The organism is Bacillus sp. FSL R5-0443, from assembly GCF_038608285.1.
GTDB classification, from domain to species: domain Bacteria; phylum Bacillota; class Bacilli; order Bacillales; family Bacillaceae; genus Bacillus; species Bacillus velezensis.
In genome coordinates this window covers 3,413,859-3,435,526 of sequence record NZ_CP152013.1, presented here as the reverse complement: position 1 = coordinate 3,435,526, position 21,668 = coordinate 3,413,859, and the positions used below count along the sequence as shown (strand labels likewise).

The window sequence follows — 21,668 nt, the reverse complement described above, 5'->3', positions numbered from 1 at the left end:
TGCAAGGAAATTATGAAACATCCGATCGTTAAACATTTTTTAAGTGACCCAAAGCATTACGAGAAATTTAAAAATGTGCTGGAACATTCAGACGAGAAGGATGCAAAATCACTGGACGACCATTTTAAACAGTTTTATAAGGAAATCCGGATCATCAAATATATGAACTCTATGATCCGGATTTTCTCCATCGATTTTGACAAGCGCATCCGTAAAAATCAGAAGCGCTATCCGCTGACGGTGGACCAGCCGGAAGGAGGTGAAGCGCTTCCCTATGAAATGGGAAAAGACGCGTATGAAGAGTTTCTGCGGAAGCAGGGGGATTTGAGCCAGCATGTCCAAAACCGTGATTTATACGAAGCGCTTCAGACGTTAACCGATAAACAAAAAAGCGTGCTGACGAATATTTATCTTCACGGAGCGACGATGAAGGAGATTGCCGAGTCGCTGGGTGAATCACGACAGAACATTTCCAATATTCATAAAAAAGGGCTCGACAATCTCAGAAAGCAGCTGGACAAGCAAAAAAAGGGGGAAAATAAGCAGTGAACGGGCCATTTGACTTCAACAAAGAGAACACAGATACCGACGAAATGGAACTTTTGATTTCGCGTTTTTCGCCAATGATAAAAAAAAAACTGAGCAATACATCATACCAGGAAAGAGAAGATCTTGAACAAGAATTGAAGATTAAAATAGTTGAAAAAGCGGACATGCTGTTATGCCAGGAAGTGCCGGGTTTTTGGGAATTTATTCTTCATCTTATAAATGAAAGCTCCTGACAAAAGCGGCGGAATGATGGATATTCCGCTCTGACAACATGAGAAAAACGAGAAGAGATGTCCGGTCTCGTTTTTCTTTTCTGTTTCCCCGCAAGACCTCCGCACTAAAAAAGTACCAAATCTTATCCATATAATGATATGATGAAAAAAACAAAGAGAAAGGAACGTCCAAGGTGGAAAATGCGTCAATTTTAATTGTAGACGATGAGAAGGCGATCGTTGATATGGTCAAACGCGTTCTCGTCAAAGAAGGCTATCACAACATTAAGACAGCCGGAAGCGCTGAGGAAGCGATCGAGTTTGTTAAACATGAAACCGCGGATCTGCTCGTGCTGGATGTGATGATGGAAGGCATGTCCGGTTTTGAAGCATGCACCGAAATCCGGAACTATACCGACGCTCCGATCTTTTTTCTGACCGCCCGTTCTTCTGATGCGGATAAGCTGTCAGGATTTGCATTGGGAGCTGACGATTATATAACAAAGCCGTTTAATCCGCTCGAATTGGCGGCGCGGATCAGAGCGACGTTAAAGAGAACCTATAAGCGCGAAGAGAAAACGGCGGTAAAGACGTATTCATACAGCCATTTTTCCTATTCACCGCAAAACGCCGAGCTGATCGTCGGGGGCGAGCCCGTCAGCTGCTCCGCACAGCTTCTGCAATTGCTTCAATATTTCTGTGAACACCCTGATGTGGTGCTCTCAAAAGATCAGATCTATGAAAAAGTATGGGGATATCCGTCTTACGGCGACAACAACACCGTCATGGTGCATATCCGCAAGCTCAGAGAAAAAATTGAAAAAGACCCCAGCAATCCGTCTTATATTGTAACGGTGCGCGGCCTCGGTTATCGGTTTATTCCCGATCAAGGAGAAAAAGGAACCCGCTCATGAGAATGCGCGGAAAATTTCTGCTCCACTTTTTCGGACAGCTGCTGCTTGTCATCCTGCTGATGTCCGTTTTGGCCGTCGCTTCTTTCTTCTATTTGGATTGGCGTTTCAGCGAAGCGGAAGCCAATGCGGGACTGACCAAAGCGACCGCAGACTCGTTTGAAGCGTGGCTTGATAAAAACGAAGACGGCACATGGGATGTCGATGAGTTTTTAAAGATGTCGGTCCGAAAGCAGAAGGGCTGGCTGCAGATCATTAATGATAATGAAAAAACGGACTACGCGTACAGAGTGCCGAAAGACGTCCCGAGCCATTACAGCAGAAAAGATCTCTTATCCATTTACCAGTACCGGAATTTTGACAACTACAAGCTGAATTACTGGACGGTCACGATAAATGATGAGACCTATTTGATTCTGTTCGGCTGGAAATCCGCCAGTGAGCAGCTTCTCACTTACATCGAATCACAGGAGCCATCCCTCGCTTCCCTTTCTCAATATAAAAAGAGCACGATTGATTATATTAAACGGGAAAAAGGGGCGGTCTACCTTCTCGAAGACAGCGGCAGACTGCTCGGGGATATCAACAGCACGAAAAAAGAACGGAACACCGTCAATGAGCTTGAATTGCTGAAATACAGTTCCAAGCCGTGGAATTACAAACGGGAAATTTCTTTTAAAAGACTCGATAAAACGAAATGGATGGTCGCGTCGGTGCCGAACCCCGTGTACATCCCCGATCACGAGTTTAACAAATCATTTTTGAGAAATGTGATGAAAACCCTCTTCCTCTTGATCGGAATCTTAGTATTTATGATCTGCATCTTGACCATCTGGTACTCTTTCCGTTTCGGCTGGCCGCTGTTTCATACCATCAAATGGCTTGTCAATTTATCAAAGGGCCGGCTTGAAGAGCCGAAGAACCGCAAAGGACAGCCGGTCAGCAAAAACAAAAAAGGCAAAACAAAACAGCCGTTCCGCTTTTTCGCCGAGATTTTCGAATCGATGGATCAGCTGACCGACACGCTGAAGCGGGATAAGAAAAACAGAGAAAAAATCCAGGCGACAAGGGAAGAATGGATCGCCGGGCTGAGCCATGACTTAAAAACCCCGCTGAGCACGATTTACGGCTACAGCATGATGCTTGAATCGAAGCAATACGACTGGACCCCGGAAGAAGTCAAAGAAATGGGGCAGATCGTCCGGGAAAAATCAGAATATATGTCTAAGCTGATTGAGGACTTAAACTTAACATACCGCCTCAAAAACGCGGCCCTCCCGATCGAACGGCGGCTGATCAACGTCGTGCCGTTTATCAGAAACGTCACGAACGATTTCACGAAAAACACGTTCTCGGAAGGCTATGACATCGCCTTTGAAACCAAAAAGGAAGACATTCTTTTCGCCATTGATGAAGCGTGGTTCCGCCGTATTCTGGAGAATCTGCTGGCAAACGCGGTTAAGCATAATAAGAAAGGGACCGCCATTCGGGTCGTGCTTGAGGAATCAGCCGAACAGCTCATTCTGAAGGTGAAAGATAACGGAAGAGGAATGGACGATGAAACGATTCACCAGCTGTTTAACCGTTATTATCGGGGAACGAATACGAAGGGACCGTCAGAAGGAACGGGACTCGGGCTCGCCATTGCCAAGGAGCTGGTTCACCTTCATAACGGAACCATCCATGTCAACAGCAGAATCAGCGCCGGAACGGTGATTACGATTCTTTTTAAAAAAGATTGAGTTTGGACGCCGCTTTGTCGGGAATAACAATAGAAGACTGACAAGCAAAAGAGGTGTTCACACATGGAAGCAGCATTACGAGCAGATACGAGAGCAGTTATCGGAGAAGGCCCTTTATGGGACAAGGACAAGCAATGCCTGTACTGGGTGGATATACTGGGCAGCCAGCTGCATATCTTCACTCCGGCTGACGGAATCAACCGTTCCGTTAAATTCAAATCATTTGTCACGGCTCTGGCCTTGTATTCAAAGGAAGAGCTGGTGATGACGATGAAAGACGGTTTTTACCTGTACAATCTTCGGGAAGACACATTGACGAAGATGAAGCAGCCGAAAGATATGCGGGAAGATATCCGTTTCAATGACGCAAAATGCGACCCGTCCGGCAGATTATGGGCGGGAACGACGAGCATGGAAGGCAAAGAAGAGGAGGCTTCGCTGTACCGTCTGAATACGGACGGCAGCCTTGCCAAAATAAAAGACCAGGTCTCCACCTCGAACGGTTTGGATTGGGATCGGGACCGAAACTTGATGTACTATATCGACACTCCGACGCAGGAAATCGTCTGTTATGCATACGATCCTGAAACCGGAGCCGTATCAGATCCGAAAACGGTCTACCGCTTTCCAAAGTCGCAAGGATCTCCCGACGGAATGACCATTGACCGTGACGGAATGCTGTGGGTGGCTCTGTTTGGAGGCGGCCGTGCCGTCCGGATTGACCCGTTTTTGCATAAGGAAATTGCATCTATCGAAGTTCCGGCGAAATACGTCACCTGCTGCGCGTTCGGGGGCAGAGACTTGAACACGTTATACATTACGACCGCGACGGAAAAATTGACGGAAGCCGAAAGACTTGAGCAGCCGCATGCGGGCGGCCTGTTTTCAGCAGAGCTTGAGACGGGCGGCTGGGAGTCGGTTCCGTTTGCAGGCATGATGTAAAAAAAAGCCCTGGCATATGGGGAAGTTCCCATTGTGCCGGGCTTTTTTGTGTTAAATGGAGCGGATGATGCCGCCTTCAACCCGCTGTGCGGTGCCATTAATGGCAGAAGCCGCTGATGAAGCGAGAAATACAATCGTATTGGCGACTTCTTCCGGGGTTGCATAGCGCTGAATCAATGATGTCGGTTCATTCACTTTAAAATAATCCCGGACGAAGCTGTCTGTGTCTTCTCCGGCAGCCTTTGCGGCTCCTTCCATGTAAGAAGCGACGCCTTCGGTCCATGTCGGTCCCGGCAGCACGGAGTTGACCGTAACATTTGTGCCTTTCGTCATTTCCGCCATTCCCCGGGACAAGCTGATTAACGCCGTTTTCGTCATTGAATACGGAATCATTTGCGCAAGCGGTTTGACACCGGCTTCACTGGAGATGTTCAGAATCCGTCCGCTGTTTCTCTCGAGCATTTGCGGCAGAAAACGCCGGCACAGGCGCACGGCGCTCATAACATTCACTTCAAAATACCGAGTCCATTCGTCATCAGACACCTCAGCGAAGTCTTTTACTTCAAAAAAACCGAGATTATTGACGAGAATATCGACTTCCCCGATTCCGCCGGCGCGCTTTATCAAGTCATCCGCCTCATCCTGACGCGATAAATCCGCAGCGATGCCGTGAACCGTTCCGTAAGCGGAAAGCTCCTCAACCGTCTGTTCCACAGTTTCTTTTTTTCTTCCGTTTATAATCACCTCGGCGCCTTCGGCTAAAAAGCTTTTTGCCGCAGCTTTTCCGATGCCTGAGGTTGATCCTGTAATCAACACGAGCTTTCGTTCAAGCTGTAATTCCATAATAATCCTCCTTTTTACACCATTGTGTAACAGTATACATGATGAATTTTAGTGTGTACGAACAATTTGCTTTCATGCAAAAAGGCCGGATATACAAGCCTTAAAGACTTATAGTATAATTACTGCGAAAAAAGGATACGAATGTCAAAGAGACAATCGTTTACCATAATCAGGGGGAGTTAAAAGAATGAAGAAGATCACTGCCGTCTGGGCGGCGCTTTTGGTCACCGCCTTTGTGATCGCCGGCTGTTCCGGCGCACAGGAAGAAGGAAGCGCGGCCAAACAAAAAGCCGTCTCAACCGAAGCATTCCCGGTAACCATTAAGGATGCCGCGAACGAAAAAGTAACCATAAAGCAGGCACCGGAAAAAATCGTTTCCCTCATGCCGAGCAATACGGAAATTACATACGCGCTCGGACTGGGAGATAAGGTCGCAGGCGTCACGACAAATGATACATATCCGAAAGAAGCGGTAAAAAAACCGAAAGTCGGAGATATGAATGTGAACGCTGAAAAAGTCATCGCGCTGAAGCCGGATCTCGTGCTTGCCCACGCGTCCTCTATGTCCGCTTCCGCCGATGCGATGAAGCAACTGAAAGATGCGGGCATCACCGTCTTAACGGTCAATGATGCGCAATCGTTCCAAGACGTGTACAAATCTATCAGCATGATCGGGAAAGCGGCCGGCAAAGAAAAGCAGGCGGATAAGCTGATCAAATCGATGAAATCCGACCTTTCCGGCATAGAAAAGAAAGCGGCGGCCATTTCTGAAAAAGACGAAAAGAAAGTATTCGTCGAAGTGTCTCCTGACGGCTACACGACGGGGAAAGGCACGTTTATGAACGAAATGCTTGAAGATATACACGCGAAAAACGCCGCCGGCAGCCAGACCGGCTGGGTTCAGCTTACGGATGAAGCGATTGTCAAAATGAATCCGGACGTCATCATTACGACAGACGGCGTAAAGGCCGCTGAAGTGGAAAAACGCGCCGGCTGGGGTGCCGTCAATGCGGTCAAACACCACAATGTCTATTCTGTTGATCCCGACCTTGTCACACGCTCAGGCCCGCGCCTTGTCAAAGGGGTCGAGAAGCTTGCAGAAAGCGTTTATCCTGAAACGTTTAAAAAGTAACCGCCCGCTGGCCTACACGGTCAGCCTGCTGTTTTTAGCCGTTTGTACGGCACTCGGCATTTCAATCGGCAGTCTGCATATTCCTTTATCCGACGTTTTTTGGATCGGGATCGGCCGGACATCCTCGGCTGACCCTATGAATGTAAATATTATGATGAATATCCGCCTGCCGAGAGTCGTTCTGGCTGCCCTTGTCGGAGCCGCGTTATCCATTGCGGGAGCGGCGTTTCAGGGACTTCTGAAAAATCCGCTCGCCGACCCTTATACACTCGGGGTATCTTCGGGAGCCTCGGCGGGAGCCGTTATCACCTTGTTTTTCGGCATTCAGATTCCCGTCATCGGCCGGTTCACACTACCGGTTGTCAGCATCGCCGCAGCCATTGCGGTCATGGCGGCGGTTCTGTTTTTCAGCCGCCTCGTTCATGCGTCGATGTCGGTTTCGACGCTCATTTTGACAGGCATCATCATGAATTCTTTTCTCGGAGCTCTCATATCGCTTGTGATCGCTTTAACGGGCAATGATCTGCTCCCGATTGTCCGCTGGCTGTTAGGAAGCGTGTCAATGAGGGGCTGGGGCTATGTCGCGCTGTTTCTGCCTTTTTTTCTGGCCGGGACGGCGCTTCTGCTTATCAATGGCAGAGAATTAAACATTATGACTTATGGAGAAGAAAAGGCAAGGCTGTTAGGCGTCAGTACGGGAAAAAGAAAATGGCTGATGATCGCCGCCGGATCTCTGCTGACGGGAGGAGCGGTTGCCGTCTCGGGGACGATCGGATTTGTCGGTCTTGTCATTCCCCACGTGACACGGCTTTTGTGGGGGACGGATCATCGCCATTTACTGCCGCTGTCAGCATTGACGGGCGCCGGGTTTCTCATTTTGGCGGATTTGTTTTCCCGCACCGTCATTGAGCCTGTCGAATTGCCGATCGGCATTATGACGGCTTTGGCGGGAGCGCCTGTGTTTGCCTTGATTCTGCTTCGCCAGAATCATGGAGGGAAACGCTTATGATCAGGGTGAGCAGCCTGTCCGGCGGGTACGGAGGCCGGATGATTGTGGAAGATGTCAGCTTTACCGCCGGAAAAGGTGAATTTGTCGGCATACTCGGTCCGAACGGCTCGGGAAAAACAACGCTGTTGAAATTGCTGACGGGAATGCTCTCTCCGTCAAAAGGCGAGGCGCTCGTAGCAGGCAGGCCCGTCGGCGGATACAAGCCGCGGGAACTTGCGAAAATCATGGCCGTTTTGCCGCAGCATACGGAGCAGGCTTTTACATTTACCGTTAAGGAAACAGTGTCCTTCGGCAGATACCCGTATCAAAAAGGACTCTTCAGACAGATGGATCAACATGACGAAGACATTGTCCGGGAAGCGATGGAAATGACGGGCATCGACCGATATGCGCAGCAATCCGTCCGCAATCTGAGCGGCGGGGAGCGGCAGCGCGTCTATCTGGCGCAGGCGCTGGCTCAGCAGCCTGAGGTGCTGTGTCTGGATGAGCCGACGACCTTTCTTGATCTCAAATATCAAAAAGACCTGCTTGATACGGTGAAGCGGCTGACGAGAGAAAGAGGCCTGACGGTCATCAGTATTTTTCACGACCTAAATGCCGCAGGCCAATATTGTGATCAGCTCCTGATGATGAAAGACGGACGCGCTTTTCCGAAGCAGACGCCGGATCAGGCTTTGAAAAAAGAGACGATTGAAGACATTTACGGCATCACCGTCAGCGCTGTTGCTCAGCTATCGTCGCCGAAACCGCTGATCGCTTTCATGCCGGAAGCGCGGGAGGAAAGAGAGCCTGTCAACGTTCCGTTCACCTCTCTGATAAACAAAAGCGGAAATACCGTAACGCTTCATACAGAACGGCCGTTCAGAATGTTGTCAACCGCATCTGACGGCCCGGGCTTTTCGTGGAGCTGCCGGCTTTCCAGCTCAGCGGCCGCTGGTTTGATCTGCCGTACGTTTGATTCGGTCACAATTGCCGTGACTGCGCAGCTTACCGTTTGGGTGCTGATCAGCGGACGTTTATCGGAACAGGGATTTGTACGGCTGTTAACGGCAGCGGCTGAAGCGAGAATGCAGGCTCTTTCCGGCAGACAGGCAAAAGGCGACATTGTCATTTGTGCCTTGCAGACAGGAGAGGCAATAGACGTCCCTCACGCGGAAAGAGCCGTCAGAAGAGGAACCGCGGCATGTGTAAAAGCGGCGGAAGAAGGAGGAATACAACGATGAAGCTGTATACGAAAACCGGCGATAAAGGACAGACAAGCCTGATCGGCGGCAGAACGGATAAAGACAGTCTGCGGGTTGAAAGCTACGGGACGATTGATGAGCTGAACAGCTTTATCGGGCTTGCGCTTGCGGAGCTTGATGATTGTGAGAATTGCGGTGATGTGAAAGCCGAACTCCGAAACATTCAGCATGAGCTGTTTGACTGCGGCGGCGACTTGGCGACGGTCACTGAACATAGAAGCTATACATTAAGAGAGACATCTATTTCCGCATTGGAAGACTGCATAGACCGTTACACGGCTGAAGCGCCCCCGCTTGAGAAATTTATTCTTCCGGGCGGGCATAAGGCGGCTGCTCAGCTTCACATCGCGCGGACCGTCACGAGACGGGCTGAGCGTCTCGTCGTCAAACTCGGCAAAACAGAAGAGATAAATGATACGGTGATGCGTTACTTGAACCGCCTGTCTGATTATTTTTTCGCGGCGGCAAGAGCGGTCAACGCAAGACAAGGCGTTCAGGATATAGAATATGAAAGAAGCGCCGCGGTATTCCGTGATGATGAATAACGTTTTGTTCAGCCGGCAGCTGCAAGCCGGCTGTTTTTTTATAAGATATCCATCAATTGAACCTTTATTGACAAGAGGAAAATGTATCTTATGCATTATTGACTGAAAAATTAAAAAATGAGATATTATAAGAAACATTGTAAAATAATGGGGGATTTGATAGATGGATACATATAATAAGAGCGAGAGCATCTGGAATAAAAATTTCACCCTTCTGTTTATCTCAAGGCTGGTTAAATTGTCAGGCGACGGTTTTGCCTTTAATTCCATTCTATGGTTTTTGATTTTTGACGGGGAAGGCGCGATCGGCACGTCCCTGCTCATTGCGGTCACGTTCCTTCCGGAGGCGATGCTGGCGCCGATTACCGGGCCTTTTATGAAGCAGCATACGCTGAAATTCTGGATGTATTTCTCCGACCTGACGCGCGCGGCGGTCGTGTTGATCATTCCGGTCTGTTACTTTAACGGTTTTTCTCCTTTATGGTTTGTCATGCTTCTCATGATTGTGCATTCAGCCACGGGAGCCGCTTATAATCCTGCATCTATCTCATTAATCCCCAATATTGTCGGAGAAAGCAGCCTGCAGAAAGCGAATGCGGTCATCCAGTCATCAGGCCAGATCGTCAGGCTTGCCGCCATTACGCTGAGCGGGGTGTTCTTAACATTTATCAGTCCCGCTTATTCTTTGTTTATCGCTCTTATATTCTATCTTCTATCAGGTTTTCTCGTACTTTTTATGTCATACCAAGTCCAGCATGCCAAACAGGATCCAGTCGCCGTCAGACAGCGCGGGACGTATTTCGGAAGGCTCAAACGGGGTTTCGTTCTTGTCAGGAAACACCAGATTTTATACCCGCTCGCCATCTATTGTATCTTCATGAATTTTGCGGCCGCTCCGTGGGAGGCGCTCTCTGCCGTTTATGTCGCCGAAGATTTAAACATGCCGCCGATCATCTACTCGCTTTTGAAAGCGACAGGCACGGGCGGAGCCTTTTTAATGGGTTTTATTTTGGCTAAGGTGAAGGTGAACAAATACGGTCTCCTGTTTGTGTCAGCGGGAATCATAGAAGGAGCTGCATTTTTCATCACCGGCCTCAACACTTTTCTGCCGCTCGTCTTCCTCGCCGCGTTTGCGTTCGGATCTGCCGTCAGCGCTATTAATGTGCCGGAATATACGATTATTCAGACGTCTGTGGACCATGATGACCAGCCGCAAGTCTATGCCGTCATCCATATGATCTCAAACATATCCATTCCGCTCGGCGCGGTTCTTTGCGGATACGCGGCTAACGCCTTCGGTCCTGGAAAAGTCATTGCCGCAGGCGGTCTCGTTGAAGTCCTGTCCGGTCTCGGAATATTGTTCTTTACGAAGCTGGCCAAAGCCGAACGCTCAGATCTCATCAGGGAAAAAGAAGCGAGCATCAGAATATAGATTTTTCATAAAACGCCCTGCGCCGTCTGGTGCAGCGGCGTTTTTTTATGCGAAGGTCCGGGGGCTTATACGACTCCGGTCTGATATGAAAATCAATCTCTGACTCGTTTTGCCGGCCGCGGGATTTGTTTATAGTAAAGACAAGGAAAACGAAAGGAGGATCTGCATGAATATAAATGGTAAAACGGCAGGCGGCTTTCTGCTGATTGTGTTCGGACTTTCTGTCTTTTTCGGAGGAGGCCATTTCGCATTTATCATCCCGCTGGCGATCGGAGGCCTGATGCTTTACTGGGGAATCAAACGTTTTTCAAAAGGCCGGGCGGTATCGGGTATCATCGCGGGCGTCATCGGAGCTATGATTCTCGTCGGTTCTCTTCCATTTATCGTTGCGATCGGACTGGCCGGCGCCATGGTGTATTACGGGTGGAAGATGATGAAGCAGGGCGGCTCAGATACCGCTTCCCGCCAGTATGAACCGGAAGCGGCATCACCGGGCTATCAATCCGGATTTGACTCTGAATGGGAAGAATTTCTGAAGAAAAAATAAGGAGGAAGACAAAATGGTCTTAAAAAGAATAAGAAATATGTTCGTCGCATCTGTTAACGAAGGGCTTGATAAATTAGAAAATCCGAAAGTCATGCTGAATCAATATGTGCGTGATATGGAAAGTGACATCGCTAAGGCGAAACAAACGATTGTCAAACAGCATACGATCGTCCATCAGTTTAAGAAAAAACAGGAAGACGCCTCCGAAACGGCGGCAAAACGGAAAAACCAGGCTCAGCTTGCTTTTGACGCCGGGGAAGAGGAGCTGGCGAAAAAGGCGCTGACTGAAATGAAATACCTTGAGGGAAAAGCGGCCGAACATGAAAAAGCGTATGAGCAGGCGAAAACACAGCTGGCAGAGCTGAAAGAGCAGCTGGAAACTTTAGAAACGCGCCTCCGCGACGTAAAGGATAAAAAACAGGCGCTCATCGCCCGCGCGAACGCGGCAAATGCGAAGGAACATATGAACGCTTCTTTCGACAAAATTGACAGCGAAAGCGCCTACAGAGAGTTCCTTCGAATGGAAAGCCGCATTGAAGAAATGGAAGTCCGCGTCAAATACGGCACTTCAGCTGAGGCGAACACAGAATACAGCCGCTCCCAATATTCAGACGAGGTGGAAGCTGAGATTGAAAAAATGCGCTCGCTTTCTCTGGAAAAAACAGAGCGTCAAAAAGCGGCTCATGAATAATGTGCACAAGGGAAGATCGGCGCGTTTACGCCTCTTCCCTATACGCACGTATCAATTCTCCGGCTTTTCCTTTATAATAAAATGAATGAAAAAGGATGGAACGTAATGAAGCGTAAGATTGCCAAAGGACTGATGGCGGCGTCCGTTCTGATCTGCTGTCTGTTTTTGGTGAAAGAAGTGTTTGCCGGGCGTTTTTTTCCGCTGTACGAAACAGAAGCGGAATCGGCAAGCATACCGCCGCGTGCCGTCAACAGCCTGTCGGTTTCATCGGAACAGACGGATGTAAAAATTATCGCGGAAGCGCGGAATGATATCGCGGCAAACATGACGGGACCGGCGGGGAAAATGTTTGTCCAAAGCAGGGGAAAGACCCTCAATCTTAAAGCGAAGGAGAAAGGGTTCCAATTTCTGAATCTCTTTCAGCGCCCTCTGCTGATTGTCCGCATTCCGTATGATTATCATCGGGACATCACCGTCCATACATCAAGCGGCAGCATTGCCGTTGACGGAAACAAGGGGCTGTCTCTTGCGCACCTCGTCGTCCGTTCTGTAAGCGGGAACATGTCGCTGAAGCACGTGAAGACGGATGTGTTTGAAGCGAAGGGGCTGTCGGGCAATCTCACAGCAGCAGGCCTTGCGGCAAAAACGGGGGCTGTCCGCTTATCCTCGGGACATGTCGGGCTTCAACATGTGGCGGGCGCCCTTGACGTGCGGGTCGCTTCCGGCAGTGTCGACGCCTCGCTTGAGACGGCGGATGCTCCCGTATCCGTCAGGCTTGCGAGCGGCAGCGCAGCGATCAGCCTGCCGAAAGACGGAAGTTTTACGGTGAACGCCGAGACGGCAAGCGGAAGGATTCGGCCGTCTTATTCCTTTGAGAAAACGAGTAAGGAAGGCGGAGCATTTACCGGCATGAAAGGCAGCGGCGCCAGGCCGATTGATATAAAAGTGACGAGCGGCAATATTGCACTGCAATAGTCAAGGAAAGGAGGGGCAAGCAGCTGATGGCAAAAAAACAGATTCTCGGACTTATCATCGCCTTATTAGGCGTCAGCATGTTTTTGCGTATTATCGGCATCGGCGACTTCTTGTTTTGGCCGCTCTTTTTTCTGATTACAGGTTATATTTTTAATAAATATTCCCGCGGCTGGCTCGGCTCCGTCCTGTATATCTTTGCCGCTTTTTTATTTTTGAGGAACCTGTTCAGCGCCACCTTTAACCTGTTCGGCTATGCCTTCGCCGCCTTTCTCATATACGCGGGCTACAGGCTCCTGAAAGGAAAGCGCGTGCATGAACATAAAGAGAAGAAAATCAATCTTGAAAAAGAAGAGCAGCCAAAGCCTTCCGCCCAGACGGAAAGCAGACATCCGGACCTCCGCAGCTTTTTTATCGGCGAGCTCCGGATGATGAAGGACCCGTTTGAGCTGAATGATTTAAATGTTTCCGGATTCATCGGCGATGTGAAAATTGATTTGTCAAAAGCGATGATTCCCGAAGGAGAAAGCACGATGACCATCAGCGGTGTCATCGGCAATGTCGATGTGTACGTCCCGCCGGATATCGAAGTGTCCGTCAGTTCATCGGCTTTTATCGGCGATATGAACCTGCTCGGCTCTAAGAAAAGCGGCATGAGCCCGAATCTGTATAAAGTATCGTCTGAGTACGGCGACTCGCCGCGGCGGATTAAAATTTCAATTTCGTTATTCATCGGCGATGTGGATGTGAAGTATTTATGAGGAAAAAATTACTCGCCAATATTCAGTGGCGTGCCATGCGGATGACCGCGGGACTCAGTCTGCTCCTTTGCGCGGTGTTTATTACGCTGATGCTGCTGTATTACGGGCTTGACCCGATGCTGCTGTTTTCTTCCGGCTGGTTCGGTATTCCGTTTGTGGTGATCCTTCTTCTGGCGTCTCTTTCGGCGGGATTGATTTCCGGTTATGTATACGGCGGCCGCCTGAAAACAAGAATGGATACACTGATTGAAGCGGTTTTGAAATTTGAAAACGGCAATTTTGCTTATCGGGTGCCGCCGCTCGGCGATGATGAAATCGGTCTGGCGGCAGACCAGCTCAACGAAATGGCCAAGCGGGTCGAGCTCCAGGTTACATCGCTGCAAAAGCTCTCCAACGAGCGGGCGGAATGGCAGGATCAAATGAAAAAATCAGTCATCACTGAAGAACGCCAGCGGCTGGCGCGCGATCTGCACGATGCCGTCAGCCAGCAGCTCTTTGCCATTTCTATGATGACATCCGCCGTCTTAGAGCAGGTGAAAGATGCGGATGACAAAATCGTCAAACGGATTCGCATGGTTGAACATATGGCGGGGGAAGCGCAAAACGAGATGAGAGCGCTGCTGTTGCATTTGCGGCCCGTCACTTTAGAAGGAAAAGGCTTAAAAGAAGGGCTGATTGAGCTGTTAAAAGAGTTCAAAGCGAAGCAGCCGCTGGATATTGAGTGGGACATCAGCGATACGGGTGTGTCAAAAGGCGTTGAAGACCATCTGTTCCGCATCGTGCAGGAGGCGCTTTCCAACGTTTTCAGACATTCAAAGGCGACCAAGGTCACCGTCAGGCTCGGCGCGAAACATCAAAAACTTCAGCTTAAAGTCATTGATAACGGGGCGGGTTTTACGATGGATCAAGTGAAAGCATCCTCATACGGCCTGCATTCCATCAAGGAAAGAGCGAGTGAAATCGGCGGCATAGCGGAAATTATCTCCGTAAAGGGAAAAGGCACGCAGATCGACGTGAAAGTCCCGATTTATCAGAAAACAAAAGGAGAGAACGACAGTGATTCGAGTGTTACTGATTGATGATCATGAAATGGTCAGGATGGGTCTGGCCGCATTTTTAGAAGCACAGCCGGACATTGAAGTCGCCGGTGAAGCATCAGACGGGCAGCAGGGCGTCGATCTGGCCGCAGCGCTTTTGCCGGATGTGATTTTAATGGACCTTGTCATGGACGGCATGGACGGCATCGAAGCGACAAAACAGATCTGCGCGACACTCAATGATCCGAAAATCATCGTGCTGACGAGCTTCATTGATGACGACAAAGTGTATCCGGTGATCGAAGCGGGAGCGCTCAGCTATTTGCTGAAAACGTCCAAGGCGGCAGAAATAGCCGAAGCCATCAGAGCGGCTGCCAAGGGCGAACCGAAGCTTGAATCGAAGGTGGCGGGAAAAGTGCTGTCAAGGCTGCGCCATTCAGAGAATCAGCTTCCGCATGAAACGCTGACAAAAAGAGAACTGGAAATCCTCTGTCTCGTCGCGGAAGGCAAGACGAATAAAGAGATTGGTGAAGAGCTGTTCATTACGATTAAAACGGTGAAAACCCACATTACGAATATATTGTCAAAGCTTGATGTCAGTGACCGCACGCAGGCAGCCGTATATGCCCACCGCAATCATCTCGTGACATAAGAAAAGGAGAGCGGCGCCAGCACACTCTCCCGAGGGACGGGGTCATTGGGACATTCCCTTTGTTCCGAAATCCCTGATGGCGACTTTGACTTTGTATTCAATATCCGATTCACTGAAGTGATGATCCCAGTCAGAGGATATCTTTTTCCATTTATCGGGATAATGAATCCGGACTTGATCGCCTAACCCGGTAATATCCACTTTCAACTCATGCTGCATGTAATCAATGAATGCCATGACATCTGAATGAATGCTGCGTTTTACCGCGTTTTTGATTTCATTTATATAAGACTCCTTGAAAGAATCTTCTTTCGGGTTCCAATCCTCAGACAGACGGCCTTCAACAAACCGGGTTACGATAAACTTGAATTTTCCATTTTTATATTTTGTTTTTACATTATATTTGCTGGAAAATACTTCGAAGGATAAATAATGATTGTCATGCTTTGCAAACGTGACGCCTCCCTTTACCGTGCCTGTGAACAGGTTCATATTCTGGACTTGTAAAGGCGTTAAATTCGCATACCAGAATTTATTTTTAATAATGGTAGCGCCCCAGATTTCCAGTCTGCTGCCCACTTGGCGCACTTGAGGAAGGGCAAAGGTCTCGCCCTTGGCGATTTTCTCTGATATTTCCCCCAATGTCACGGGCGCCATCATCCGGATGGTGACCGAATTATTCTCCGTTAAGTCATAGATCGTATTTGACGCAGGTTCTCCCTGGTCACTGATTTTGAAAATATCTTTCGTTTTATCCGGCACCGTCATCACATTGCAGCTTCTTCTCGTACCGTTGTCCCTGATAAATTGGTTCATCAATGCGTCAAGCGGGATGTGATCCTTTAACAGCGCTTCGGAAAACAGCATGATGCGCAAGTGCTGGGAGAATGCGGGGTGATTTTTTAACGATGCCGTCCTTAAAGCTTGATGGACGGTTTCCCCGGGAGTGGAAGTCACCTTTGTCGTATTGCCTGACGACGACTGCTGGGAACTTGCTTTTTGCGGAACCAGAATCTGCTGTGTCACTTCCACGTTTTCTTCCTCGGGTTTATCGAGCCCGACTCCGATTACGAGGCTCAAGTCTTCTAAATTGCGGCTGTCCCAGCAGCCGGCCAAAAGCAATGTGCAAAGGATGATTACGATGTATGTCTTCATTGCGCTTTTTTCACCTTCCTTTTCACAGCGACGACTCCAAACATCAGTAAAGGCAGCAAAAAGAAAACCAAGAAGATATAGCCGAGAATATCACTGAACAGCATCAGCTTGTTAGCGTCTTTTGGCATCAATGATCCGAGGAATGTCGCGATGCCTACGAAGATGACGCCCTTTTTCTGCTTCAGCCCGAAAATTTTATTAAGAGCTGAAGTCGCGAAATATCCGTATGATACATAGGTGGCGAAAAACTGGATGATCCAGACAACAAGCAAAAAGGACTCGAACCTTTCGATAAAAAGCCCTTTGATTTCAAATGATTGAAAGAGCGCGATCGTAGGCCAGATCATTGTTTTGACATCTTGGGTGGTTAAGGCGCCGACGACGAGAACGTAGGTAATGATGTATAAAATAATCGGGATGCCAAAGCCCATGGCCGACACGCGGAATGTGTGCTTTTTATTTTTGAGGTACTCGGGGAGAAACAGCATAATCTCAATTCCCAAGAAGGAAACAGAAACGACGGTCAAGGAAGCCATAACGGGAGAAAACCCCTGCCCGAGCACCGGCCGCAGGTTATCCAGATCAAATATTTTAAAGCTGAAAGAAAACACCACCAGCAAAATAATGATCGTAATCGTTAAATAGAAAGGAAAAAGCCTGCCGATATCGCTCATGCCGCCGATAATTAAATAAACGGAACAGGCGATAAAGATAAACAGCGTGACCGGCACGGGCGTTCTTTCCAATAAAAAGAACTTGACCATTTCCGCCATCGCCCGGGCTTCGAAGCTGGCGACTCCTATAAAATAGAGACAGATCATAAGATTGACGATATTTCCCGCCCATTTGCCGAGTCCTTCATTCATATAATCAAATAATGATCCGTACTGATGCTTTTTCATAATGAGCGTATTGAGATAAATCAAAAAGATAAAGATGACGCCTTCCAGACATAACGCGATCCAGCCGTCCGGCGAATTTGCCCTTGATGACAGCGCCCGCGGCATGGTGAGGAGTCCCGCGCCGAGCATCGTGTTTGAAATCAATGCTGTCCCTTGATAGCTTGTAAGCTTATTGTGAGTTGTTTTCTGGCTCATTTACGTTTTTCGCCTCTTTTGGTTGATTTTTAATAGGGAGACGGAGAATAGAGTCGTTTGCGTTTTTTAAGCTGAAAAATCCATTCGGCGAGAAATACGGAGAACCGAAGCTTCGCTGTCTCGATAAATGAGTGTAGATCGCCAGCATAAATAAAATCATGCCGTACAGCCCGAAAGCTGCCGCGGTAAACATCGAAATGAAACGGAGCACACGGAACGACAGACCCATCCCGTACTGCGGCACCGTAAATGAAGCGAGCGCGACAATGCTGACCACGATGACCATGATGGAGCTGACAATATTCGCTTCAACGGCCGCCTGGCCGATGACGACTCCGCCCACCAATCCGATCGTCTGGCCGAGCGGGCTGGGAAGCCTCAAGCCCGCTTCTCTCAGCAGCTCTATCGTAATTTCCATTACCATCGCTTCAATGATAGGCGGGAAGGGAACGTTTTCTCTGTTCGCCGCGATGGTGACTGCAAGCGATGTCGGCAGCAGCCCTTGGTGAAACGAAACGAGGGCGATATAAATGGACGAAAAAAACAGCGTAATAAAAATAGACGTAAACCGCAGCACCCGGATGAGCGAGGCGGAAATCCACCGTTCATAATAATCATCGGGAGACTGCATTAAAATTCCTAAAGAAGCCGGAACCACCAGCGCAAACGGCGAGTTGTCGACAAGGATGGCGACGCGGCCGTTGAACAAGGCGGAAGAGACTTTATCAGGCCGTTCCGTATTTTGTATTTGCGGAAAGGGCGAATACTTATTATCCTCAATAAGCTCCTCAAGCGTTCCGGAATCCTGGATGTCGTCCATCTTCACTTCGCTCAGGCGCTTTACAACATCGCTGACGACAGACGGGTCCGCCTTATCATCTATGTACATGACCGTGGCGTATTTTAACTTATTTTCTCCGATCGGAACCTTTTTCGTTTTCAGCTTCGGATGGTTCGTGCGCTGCCTGATCATGGCGACGTTTGTATCAGAATCTTCTATGAAGGCGATTTTCGGACCTCTTACGACCTTTTCGGATGTGGGTTCATTCACGCTTCTTTTTTCTCTTTTTCCCGTAGACAAAATGTATACGCTGTCAAGTCCGTTAATAAACACGGCGCATTTTCCCCGCAGAATGGAGATGACGGCTTCCTTCGACGTAAAGACGGGACGGGCGTCGATCTTATCAAGACGTTTCGTCACCGTATCCAGCGTCAGAGTGTCTTCCTCCTGAAGCAGCGTTTCAATCGCCTCTTTTATTTTGTCTTCGTCGTTCATTTCACTCAGATACATATAATAAAAAACAAGCCCGTTCGGAAGCATCTTTTTATTTTGAACCAGGTCATCATTCTGCTCTACGTGGGGAAGCACCAGTGCCAGATTAACGTGTATGTATTCCTTGAATTCCGATTGCGCCATCGACAGTCACCCGCCTTCCAATCCTTAATTGAGGTTATCTTTTCCTGTTAAAAAAATGATATACTATGATAAAGTATTTAATGGTACAAGTTTTTTTATGAAAGCGGAGGAGAGATGTGGCACAAGTCAGACTGGCAGGAAATGCCGAAGAAATTGAACAGCTCATCAAATCATTTGAAGCGCATTACGAAGTGGCTTACACGTCGAAAGAATACCGTAAAACAAATCCGAAGTATAAATACTCTAAGGATTCGCGCGTCTATCTTGAGCTGAAATTAAAAACGGCCAAGGCCGAAAAATAAAAAGGGTTTCATCTGTTACTGGCGAATAATACTCAGGGTGAAGCAACTGTTATGGAGGGATACATAAATGGACTACAGAATTGAAAAAGACACCATGGGAGAAGTTAAAGTTCCGGCAGATAAATTTTGGGGCGCTCAGACACAGCGCAGCAAAGAGAACTTCAAAATCGGTTCGGAAAAAATGCCTCAGCGTGTTGTGAAGGCGTTTGCAATATTGAAAAGAAGCACAGCGATCGCCAACGAACGCCTCGGCAACTTAGAGTCTGAAAAAGCACAGGCGATTGCCGCTGTATGTGACGATGTTTTAAACGGCAAATACGACGATAACTTTCCGCTCGTTGTCTGGCAGACGGGAAGCGGCACGCAAAGCAACATGAACATGAATGAAGTGGTGGCCAACCGCGCGACTGCTTTATTGAAAGAAAAAAATTCCGAGCTGAAGATTCATCCGAATGATGACGTCAACCGCAGCCAAAGCTCAAACGATACATTCCCGACGGCGATGCACGTTGCGGCGGTTCTTGCCGTATATGAGCAGCTCGTTCCGGCGCTTGATCAGCTGCGCGCGACGCTTGATGAAAAAGCGAAAGCTTATCAGGATATTGTGAAAATCGGACGCACGCATTTGCAGGACGCCACTCCGCTGACGCTCGGACAGGAAATCAGCGGCTGGGTATACATGCTTGACCGTTCGAAAGAAATGATTCTTGAGTCAACGGAAAAAATCCGCGCGCTTGCCATCGGAGGCACGGCAGTCGGCACGGGAATCAACGCCCACCCGCAGTTCGGTGAATTCGTCGCGGAAGAAATCACAAAAGTAACGGGGCAGACATTCAAGAGTTCGCCTAACAAATTCCACGCGCTCACAAGTCATGATGAAATCACTCACGTTCACGGCGCGTTAAAAGCATTGGCTGCCGACCTGATGAAGATTGCCAACGATGTCAGATGGCTGGCAAGCGGCCCGCGCTGCGGAATCGGCGAAATCGTCATTCCTGAAAATGAGCCGGGAAGCTCTATCATGCCGGGCAAAGTCAACCCGACGCAAAGTGAGGCGCTGACAATGATCGCCGCGCAAGTGATGGGAAATGACGCGACAATCGGATTTGCGGCCAGCCAAGGAAACTTCGAGCTGAATGTCTTCAAACCGGTTATCATTTATAACTTCCTGCAGACCGTGCAGCTGCTCAGTGACGGAATGAATTCCTTCCATGACAAATGCGCTGTCGGTATTGAGCCGAACCAAGAGACGATTCAGGAAAATCTCTCTAACTCATTAATGCTTGTTACGGCGCTTAACCCGCACATCGGTTATGAAAACGCCGCGAAAATCGCCAAGCTTGCCCACAAAGAAGGCCTGACGCTGAAAGAAGCGGCATTACAGCTGAACCTTTTGACAGAAGAACAATTTAATGAAATGGTGCGTCCGGAAGATATGGTGCACCCGAAAGCATAAAAAGAAAGAACGGCTGCAGTCATTGCGGCCGTTCTTCTAAATAAACTGCTGTTTCAGTAAAAATCTGAGCTGTTCTGCATCTTCAGCCAGCAGGTCGGATTCCTTCAAATTCAAAATCATTCCTTTGATGATTGCCGGTTTCGGCGACTTTTTCTTCATTTCCGCTTCCAGAATATCCAAGCTCTCGGTGAATTCAGATGCTTGCGTCTTGTCCATCGTGCCGATGCGCGTGCGGAGGGTCTGCAAGATCGATTGGCTTAAAGGATCGGGCTGCCCGTTATGAAGGGGGCCAAACAGTGAGCTTGCCTCATCAAGAGAAATAAACGCTTCATCATGTCTGTCCGCCATTCCGTTTACGATGTCATCAATTCTGTGAATCACGGTATTTGCCAAAAGCGAAGGCTGTACGGACCGGCCGGTCAGAATGAGATATTCAAGATACATCTGACTGATTCCTTCTATTAAAAAACAAAGCTCGGCTGTGTATGGTTCAACTTTTTCTCCGTAAATCGCAAGAAGACTGTCGATATGAAACTGCAGGATCGACCGGCGGATTCTCTTTCCGCACTGCGCCGCTTCTTCGGTATAAGGAAGTGAACCGTCTTTCATCTGCACGGTAATAAAATCCTGATGGGCGAGAATCGATTCGTAAAACACCGCAAGCTGTTTTTGGTAAGCGGCTCTCGGACTGTCACCCTCCGTTTGGATCGTCGTGATTCGGGTAAACGTTTTATCATAGTAGTAATTCAGCATGGATAGAAGCAGTGCTTCTTTGGAAGGAAAGTAAAGATAAAAAGCGCCTTTTGAGATTTTGCATTCATCGGCGATTTCCTGAACCGATGTAGATTTGTACCCTTTTCGGGCAAACAGTTTAATTGCTGCTTCAATGATCAGCTTTTCTTTTTCCTTCAATGGTTCCACCCTTTCGGAGCCAGGAGGCTGGCTTGTGCTTCTCATGTATGACTATATGGTCATATTGATATTCCGTAAATTTAACCTGATTGTAACTTGTTTTTTTGT

General features: G+C 48.6%; 23 protein-coding genes. 18 read left to right on the top strand and 5 right to left on the bottom strand.

Annotated features, from left to right (window positions below; translation table 11 throughout):
- Window positions 1-12 precede the first annotated feature (12 nt).
- The 5 genes from NYE28_RS17330 to NYE28_RS17310 all read left to right on the top strand — a co-directional run bounded on the left by NYE28_RS17330 (window position 13) and on the right by NYE28_RS17310 (window position 4,356).
- On the top strand, window positions 13-549 hold the full coding sequence (locus NYE28_RS17330) for a sigma-70 family RNA polymerase sigma factor (RefSeq protein WP_087920805.1): 537 nt from the start codon (window positions 13-15) through the stop codon (window positions 547-549).
- On the top strand, window positions 546-782 hold the full coding sequence (rsoA, locus tag NYE28_RS17325; RefSeq protein ID WP_003151778.1) for a sigma-O factor regulator RsoA: 237 nt from the start codon (window positions 546-548) through the stop codon (window positions 780-782). Before NYE28_RS17330 ends, rsoA begins: the two co-directional genes overlap by 4 nt.
- A gap of 173 nt (window positions 783-955) precedes the next feature.
- A complete protein-coding gene (locus NYE28_RS17320; RefSeq protein WP_003151779.1) occupies window positions 956-1,675 on the top strand; it encodes a response regulator transcription factor in 720 nt (239 codons plus the stop codon).
- Complete coding sequence (locus tag NYE28_RS17315) at window positions 1,672-3,414, top strand: HAMP domain-containing sensor histidine kinase (RefSeq protein WP_012118418.1); 1,743 nt, start codon at window positions 1,672-1,674, stop codon at window positions 3,412-3,414. The genes NYE28_RS17320 and NYE28_RS17315 overlap by 4 nt, the downstream gene beginning before the upstream one ends.
- 63 nt (window positions 3,415-3,477) lie before the next feature.
- Entirely contained in the window at window positions 3,478-4,356 is an 879-nt protein-coding gene (locus NYE28_RS17310; RefSeq protein WP_342490183.1) for an SMP-30/gluconolactonase/LRE family protein, read from the top strand.
- Between the two features lie 51 nt (window positions 4,357-4,407).
- Here NYE28_RS17310 and NYE28_RS17305 read toward each other — a convergent pair whose 3' ends face one another.
- Window positions 4,408-5,199 (bottom strand): SDR family oxidoreductase, encoded by a 792-nt coding sequence (locus NYE28_RS17305; protein ID WP_150941411.1) that lies wholly within the window; start codon window positions 5,197-5,199, stop codon window positions 4,408-4,410.
- Window positions 5,200-5,386: 187 nt separating this feature from the next.
- Here NYE28_RS17305 and NYE28_RS17300 point away from each other — a divergent pair, with 187 nt between their 5' ends.
- The 11 genes from NYE28_RS17300 (at window position 5,387) to NYE28_RS17250 (ending at window position 15,221) form a co-directional block, all read left to right on the top strand.
- Complete coding sequence (locus tag NYE28_RS17300) at window positions 5,387-6,331, top strand: ABC transporter substrate-binding protein (protein WP_012118415.1); 945 nt, start codon at window positions 5,387-5,389, stop codon at window positions 6,329-6,331.
- On the top strand, window positions 6,294-7,340 hold the full coding sequence (locus NYE28_RS17295) for an iron ABC transporter permease (protein ID WP_342490182.1): 1,047 nt from the start codon (window positions 6,294-6,296) through the stop codon (window positions 7,338-7,340). The genes NYE28_RS17300 and NYE28_RS17295 overlap by 38 nt, the downstream gene beginning before the upstream one ends.
- Window positions 7,337-8,563, top strand: coding sequence for an ATP-binding cassette domain-containing protein (locus tag NYE28_RS17290; protein ID WP_220007517.1), 1,227 nt, complete (start codon window positions 7,337-7,339; stop codon window positions 8,561-8,563). The genes NYE28_RS17295 and NYE28_RS17290 overlap by 4 nt, the downstream gene beginning before the upstream one ends.
- Window positions 8,560-9,129, top strand: a complete 570-nt coding sequence (locus tag NYE28_RS17285; protein ID WP_007613687.1) for a cob(I)yrinic acid a,c-diamide adenosyltransferase — start codon at window positions 8,560-8,562, stop codon at window positions 9,127-9,129. The genes NYE28_RS17290 and NYE28_RS17285 overlap by 4 nt, the downstream gene beginning before the upstream one ends.
- Before the next feature lie 163 nt (window positions 9,130-9,292).
- Window positions 9,293-10,561 (top strand): MFS transporter, encoded by a 1,269-nt coding sequence (locus tag NYE28_RS17280; protein ID WP_012118411.1) that lies wholly within the window; start codon window positions 9,293-9,295, stop codon window positions 10,559-10,561.
- A gap of 166 nt (window positions 10,562-10,727) precedes the next feature.
- Window positions 10,728-11,108 carry a hypothetical protein gene (locus tag NYE28_RS17275; RefSeq protein ID WP_015240557.1) on the top strand — a complete coding sequence of 127 codons (381 nt, stop codon included), beginning with the start codon at window positions 10,728-10,730 and terminating at the stop codon, window positions 11,106-11,108.
- 13 nt (window positions 11,109-11,121) lie between these two features.
- Entirely contained in the window at window positions 11,122-11,799 is a 678-nt protein-coding gene (locus NYE28_RS17270) for a PspA/IM30 family protein (RefSeq protein ID WP_007410057.1), read from the top strand.
- Between the two features lie 105 nt (window positions 11,800-11,904).
- Window positions 11,905-12,774 (top strand): DUF4097 domain-containing protein, encoded by an 870-nt coding sequence (locus tag NYE28_RS17265; RefSeq protein ID WP_025285245.1) that lies wholly within the window; start codon window positions 11,905-11,907, stop codon window positions 12,772-12,774.
- A gap of 26 nt (window positions 12,775-12,800) precedes the next feature.
- Complete coding sequence (liaF, locus tag NYE28_RS17260) at window positions 12,801-13,532, top strand: cell wall-active antibiotics response protein LiaF (protein WP_342490181.1); 732 nt, start codon at window positions 12,801-12,803, stop codon at window positions 13,530-13,532.
- A complete protein-coding gene (liaS, locus tag NYE28_RS17255; RefSeq protein ID WP_003151796.1) occupies window positions 13,529-14,611 on the top strand; it encodes a two-component system sensor histidine kinase LiaS in 1,083 nt (360 codons plus the stop codon). Before liaF ends, liaS begins: the two co-directional genes overlap by 4 nt.
- Entirely contained in the window at window positions 14,589-15,221 is a 633-nt protein-coding gene (locus NYE28_RS17250) for a response regulator transcription factor (protein ID WP_059367854.1), read from the top strand. Before liaS ends, NYE28_RS17250 begins: the two co-directional genes overlap by 23 nt.
- 42 nt (window positions 15,222-15,263) lie before the next feature.
- Here NYE28_RS17250 and NYE28_RS17245 read toward each other — a convergent pair whose 3' ends face one another.
- From NYE28_RS17245 to NYE28_RS17235, 3 genes are read right to left on the bottom strand one after another with little or no spacing between them, the layout of a single operon-like run.
- Window positions 15,264-16,376, bottom strand: coding sequence for a Ger(x)C family spore germination protein (locus tag NYE28_RS17245; RefSeq protein ID WP_012118406.1), 1,113 nt, complete (start codon window positions 16,374-16,376; stop codon window positions 15,264-15,266).
- On the bottom strand, window positions 16,373-17,473 hold the full coding sequence (locus NYE28_RS17240; protein WP_025285244.1) for a spore germination protein: 1,101 nt from the start codon (window positions 17,471-17,473) through the stop codon (window positions 16,373-16,375). The genes NYE28_RS17245 and NYE28_RS17240 overlap by 4 nt, the downstream gene beginning before the upstream one ends.
- The gene (locus tag NYE28_RS17235; protein WP_012118404.1) at window positions 17,448-18,890 is read right to left on the bottom strand and encodes a spore germination protein; all 1,443 of its coding nucleotides are present in this window, start codon (window positions 18,888-18,890) and stop codon (window positions 17,448-17,450) included. The genes NYE28_RS17240 and NYE28_RS17235 overlap by 26 nt, the downstream gene beginning before the upstream one ends.
- A gap of 116 nt (window positions 18,891-19,006) precedes the next feature.
- Here NYE28_RS17235 and NYE28_RS17230 point away from each other — a divergent pair, with 116 nt between their 5' ends.
- Both NYE28_RS17230 and fumC read left to right on the top strand, forming a co-directional pair.
- Window positions 19,007-19,192, top strand: coding sequence for a YvzF family protein (locus NYE28_RS17230; RefSeq protein ID WP_003151806.1), 186 nt, complete (start codon window positions 19,007-19,009; stop codon window positions 19,190-19,192).
- Window positions 19,193-19,259: 67 nt separating this feature from the next.
- On the top strand, window positions 19,260-20,648 hold the full coding sequence (gene fumC / locus NYE28_RS17225) for a class II fumarate hydratase (protein WP_007410064.1): 1,389 nt from the start codon (window positions 19,260-19,262) through the stop codon (window positions 20,646-20,648).
- A 36-nt stretch (window positions 20,649-20,684) separates the two neighbouring features.
- On the opposite strand, the gene NYE28_RS17220 is transcribed toward fumC, so the two are convergent.
- Window positions 20,685-21,560, bottom strand: a complete 876-nt coding sequence (locus NYE28_RS17220) for a TetR/AcrR family transcriptional regulator (protein WP_098081733.1) — start codon at window positions 21,558-21,560, stop codon at window positions 20,685-20,687.
- Window positions 21,561-21,668: the final 108 nt, after the last annotated feature.

Excerpts from the sequence above, each read along its gene's own strand:
- NYE28_RS17330 (WP_087920805.1), top strand. The coding sequence starts at position 13 with ATGAAACATCCGATCGTTAAACATTTTTTAAGTGACCCAAAGCATTAC.
- NYE28_RS17315 (WP_012118418.1), top strand. The coding sequence starts at position 1,672 with ATGAGAATGCGCGGAAAATTTCTGCTCCACTTTTTCGGACAGCTGCTG.
- NYE28_RS17310 (WP_342490183.1), top strand. The coding sequence starts at position 3,478 with ATGGAAGCAGCATTACGAGCAGATACGAGAGCAGTTATCGGAGAAGGC.
- NYE28_RS17305 (WP_150941411.1), bottom strand. The coding sequence starts at position 5,199 with ATGGAATTACAGCTTGAACGAAAGCTCGTGTTGATTACAGGATCAACC.
- NYE28_RS17300 (WP_012118415.1), top strand. The coding sequence starts at position 5,387 with ATGAAGAAGATCACTGCCGTCTGGGCGGCGCTTTTGGTCACCGCCTTT.
- NYE28_RS17290 (WP_220007517.1), top strand. The coding sequence starts at position 7,337 with ATGATCAGGGTGAGCAGCCTGTCCGGCGGGTACGGAGGCCGGATGATT.
- NYE28_RS17285 (WP_007613687.1), top strand. The coding sequence starts at position 8,560 with ATGAAGCTGTATACGAAAACCGGCGATAAAGGACAGACAAGCCTGATC.
- NYE28_RS17280 (WP_012118411.1), top strand. The coding sequence starts at position 9,293 with ATGGATACATATAATAAGAGCGAGAGCATCTGGAATAAAAATTTCACC.
- NYE28_RS17275 (WP_015240557.1), top strand. The coding sequence starts at position 10,728 with ATGAATATAAATGGTAAAACGGCAGGCGGCTTTCTGCTGATTGTGTTC.
- NYE28_RS17270 (WP_007410057.1), top strand. The coding sequence starts at position 11,122 with ATGGTCTTAAAAAGAATAAGAAATATGTTCGTCGCATCTGTTAACGAA.
- NYE28_RS17265 (WP_025285245.1), top strand. The coding sequence starts at position 11,905 with ATGAAGCGTAAGATTGCCAAAGGACTGATGGCGGCGTCCGTTCTGATC.
- liaF (WP_342490181.1), top strand. The coding sequence starts at position 12,801 with ATGGCAAAAAAACAGATTCTCGGACTTATCATCGCCTTATTAGGCGTC.
- liaS (WP_003151796.1), top strand. The coding sequence starts at position 13,529 with ATGAGGAAAAAATTACTCGCCAATATTCAGTGGCGTGCCATGCGGATG.
- NYE28_RS17245 (WP_012118406.1), bottom strand. The coding sequence starts at position 16,376 with ATGAAGACATACATCGTAATCATCCTTTGCACATTGCTTTTGGCCGGC.
- NYE28_RS17240 (WP_025285244.1), bottom strand. The coding sequence starts at position 17,473 with ATGAGCCAGAAAACAACTCACAATAAGCTTACAAGCTATCAAGGGACA.
- NYE28_RS17235 (WP_012118404.1), bottom strand. The coding sequence starts at position 18,890 with ATGGCGCAATCGGAATTCAAGGAATACATACACGTTAATCTGGCACTG.
- fumC (WP_007410064.1), top strand. The coding sequence starts at position 19,260 with ATGGACTACAGAATTGAAAAAGACACCATGGGAGAAGTTAAAGTTCCG.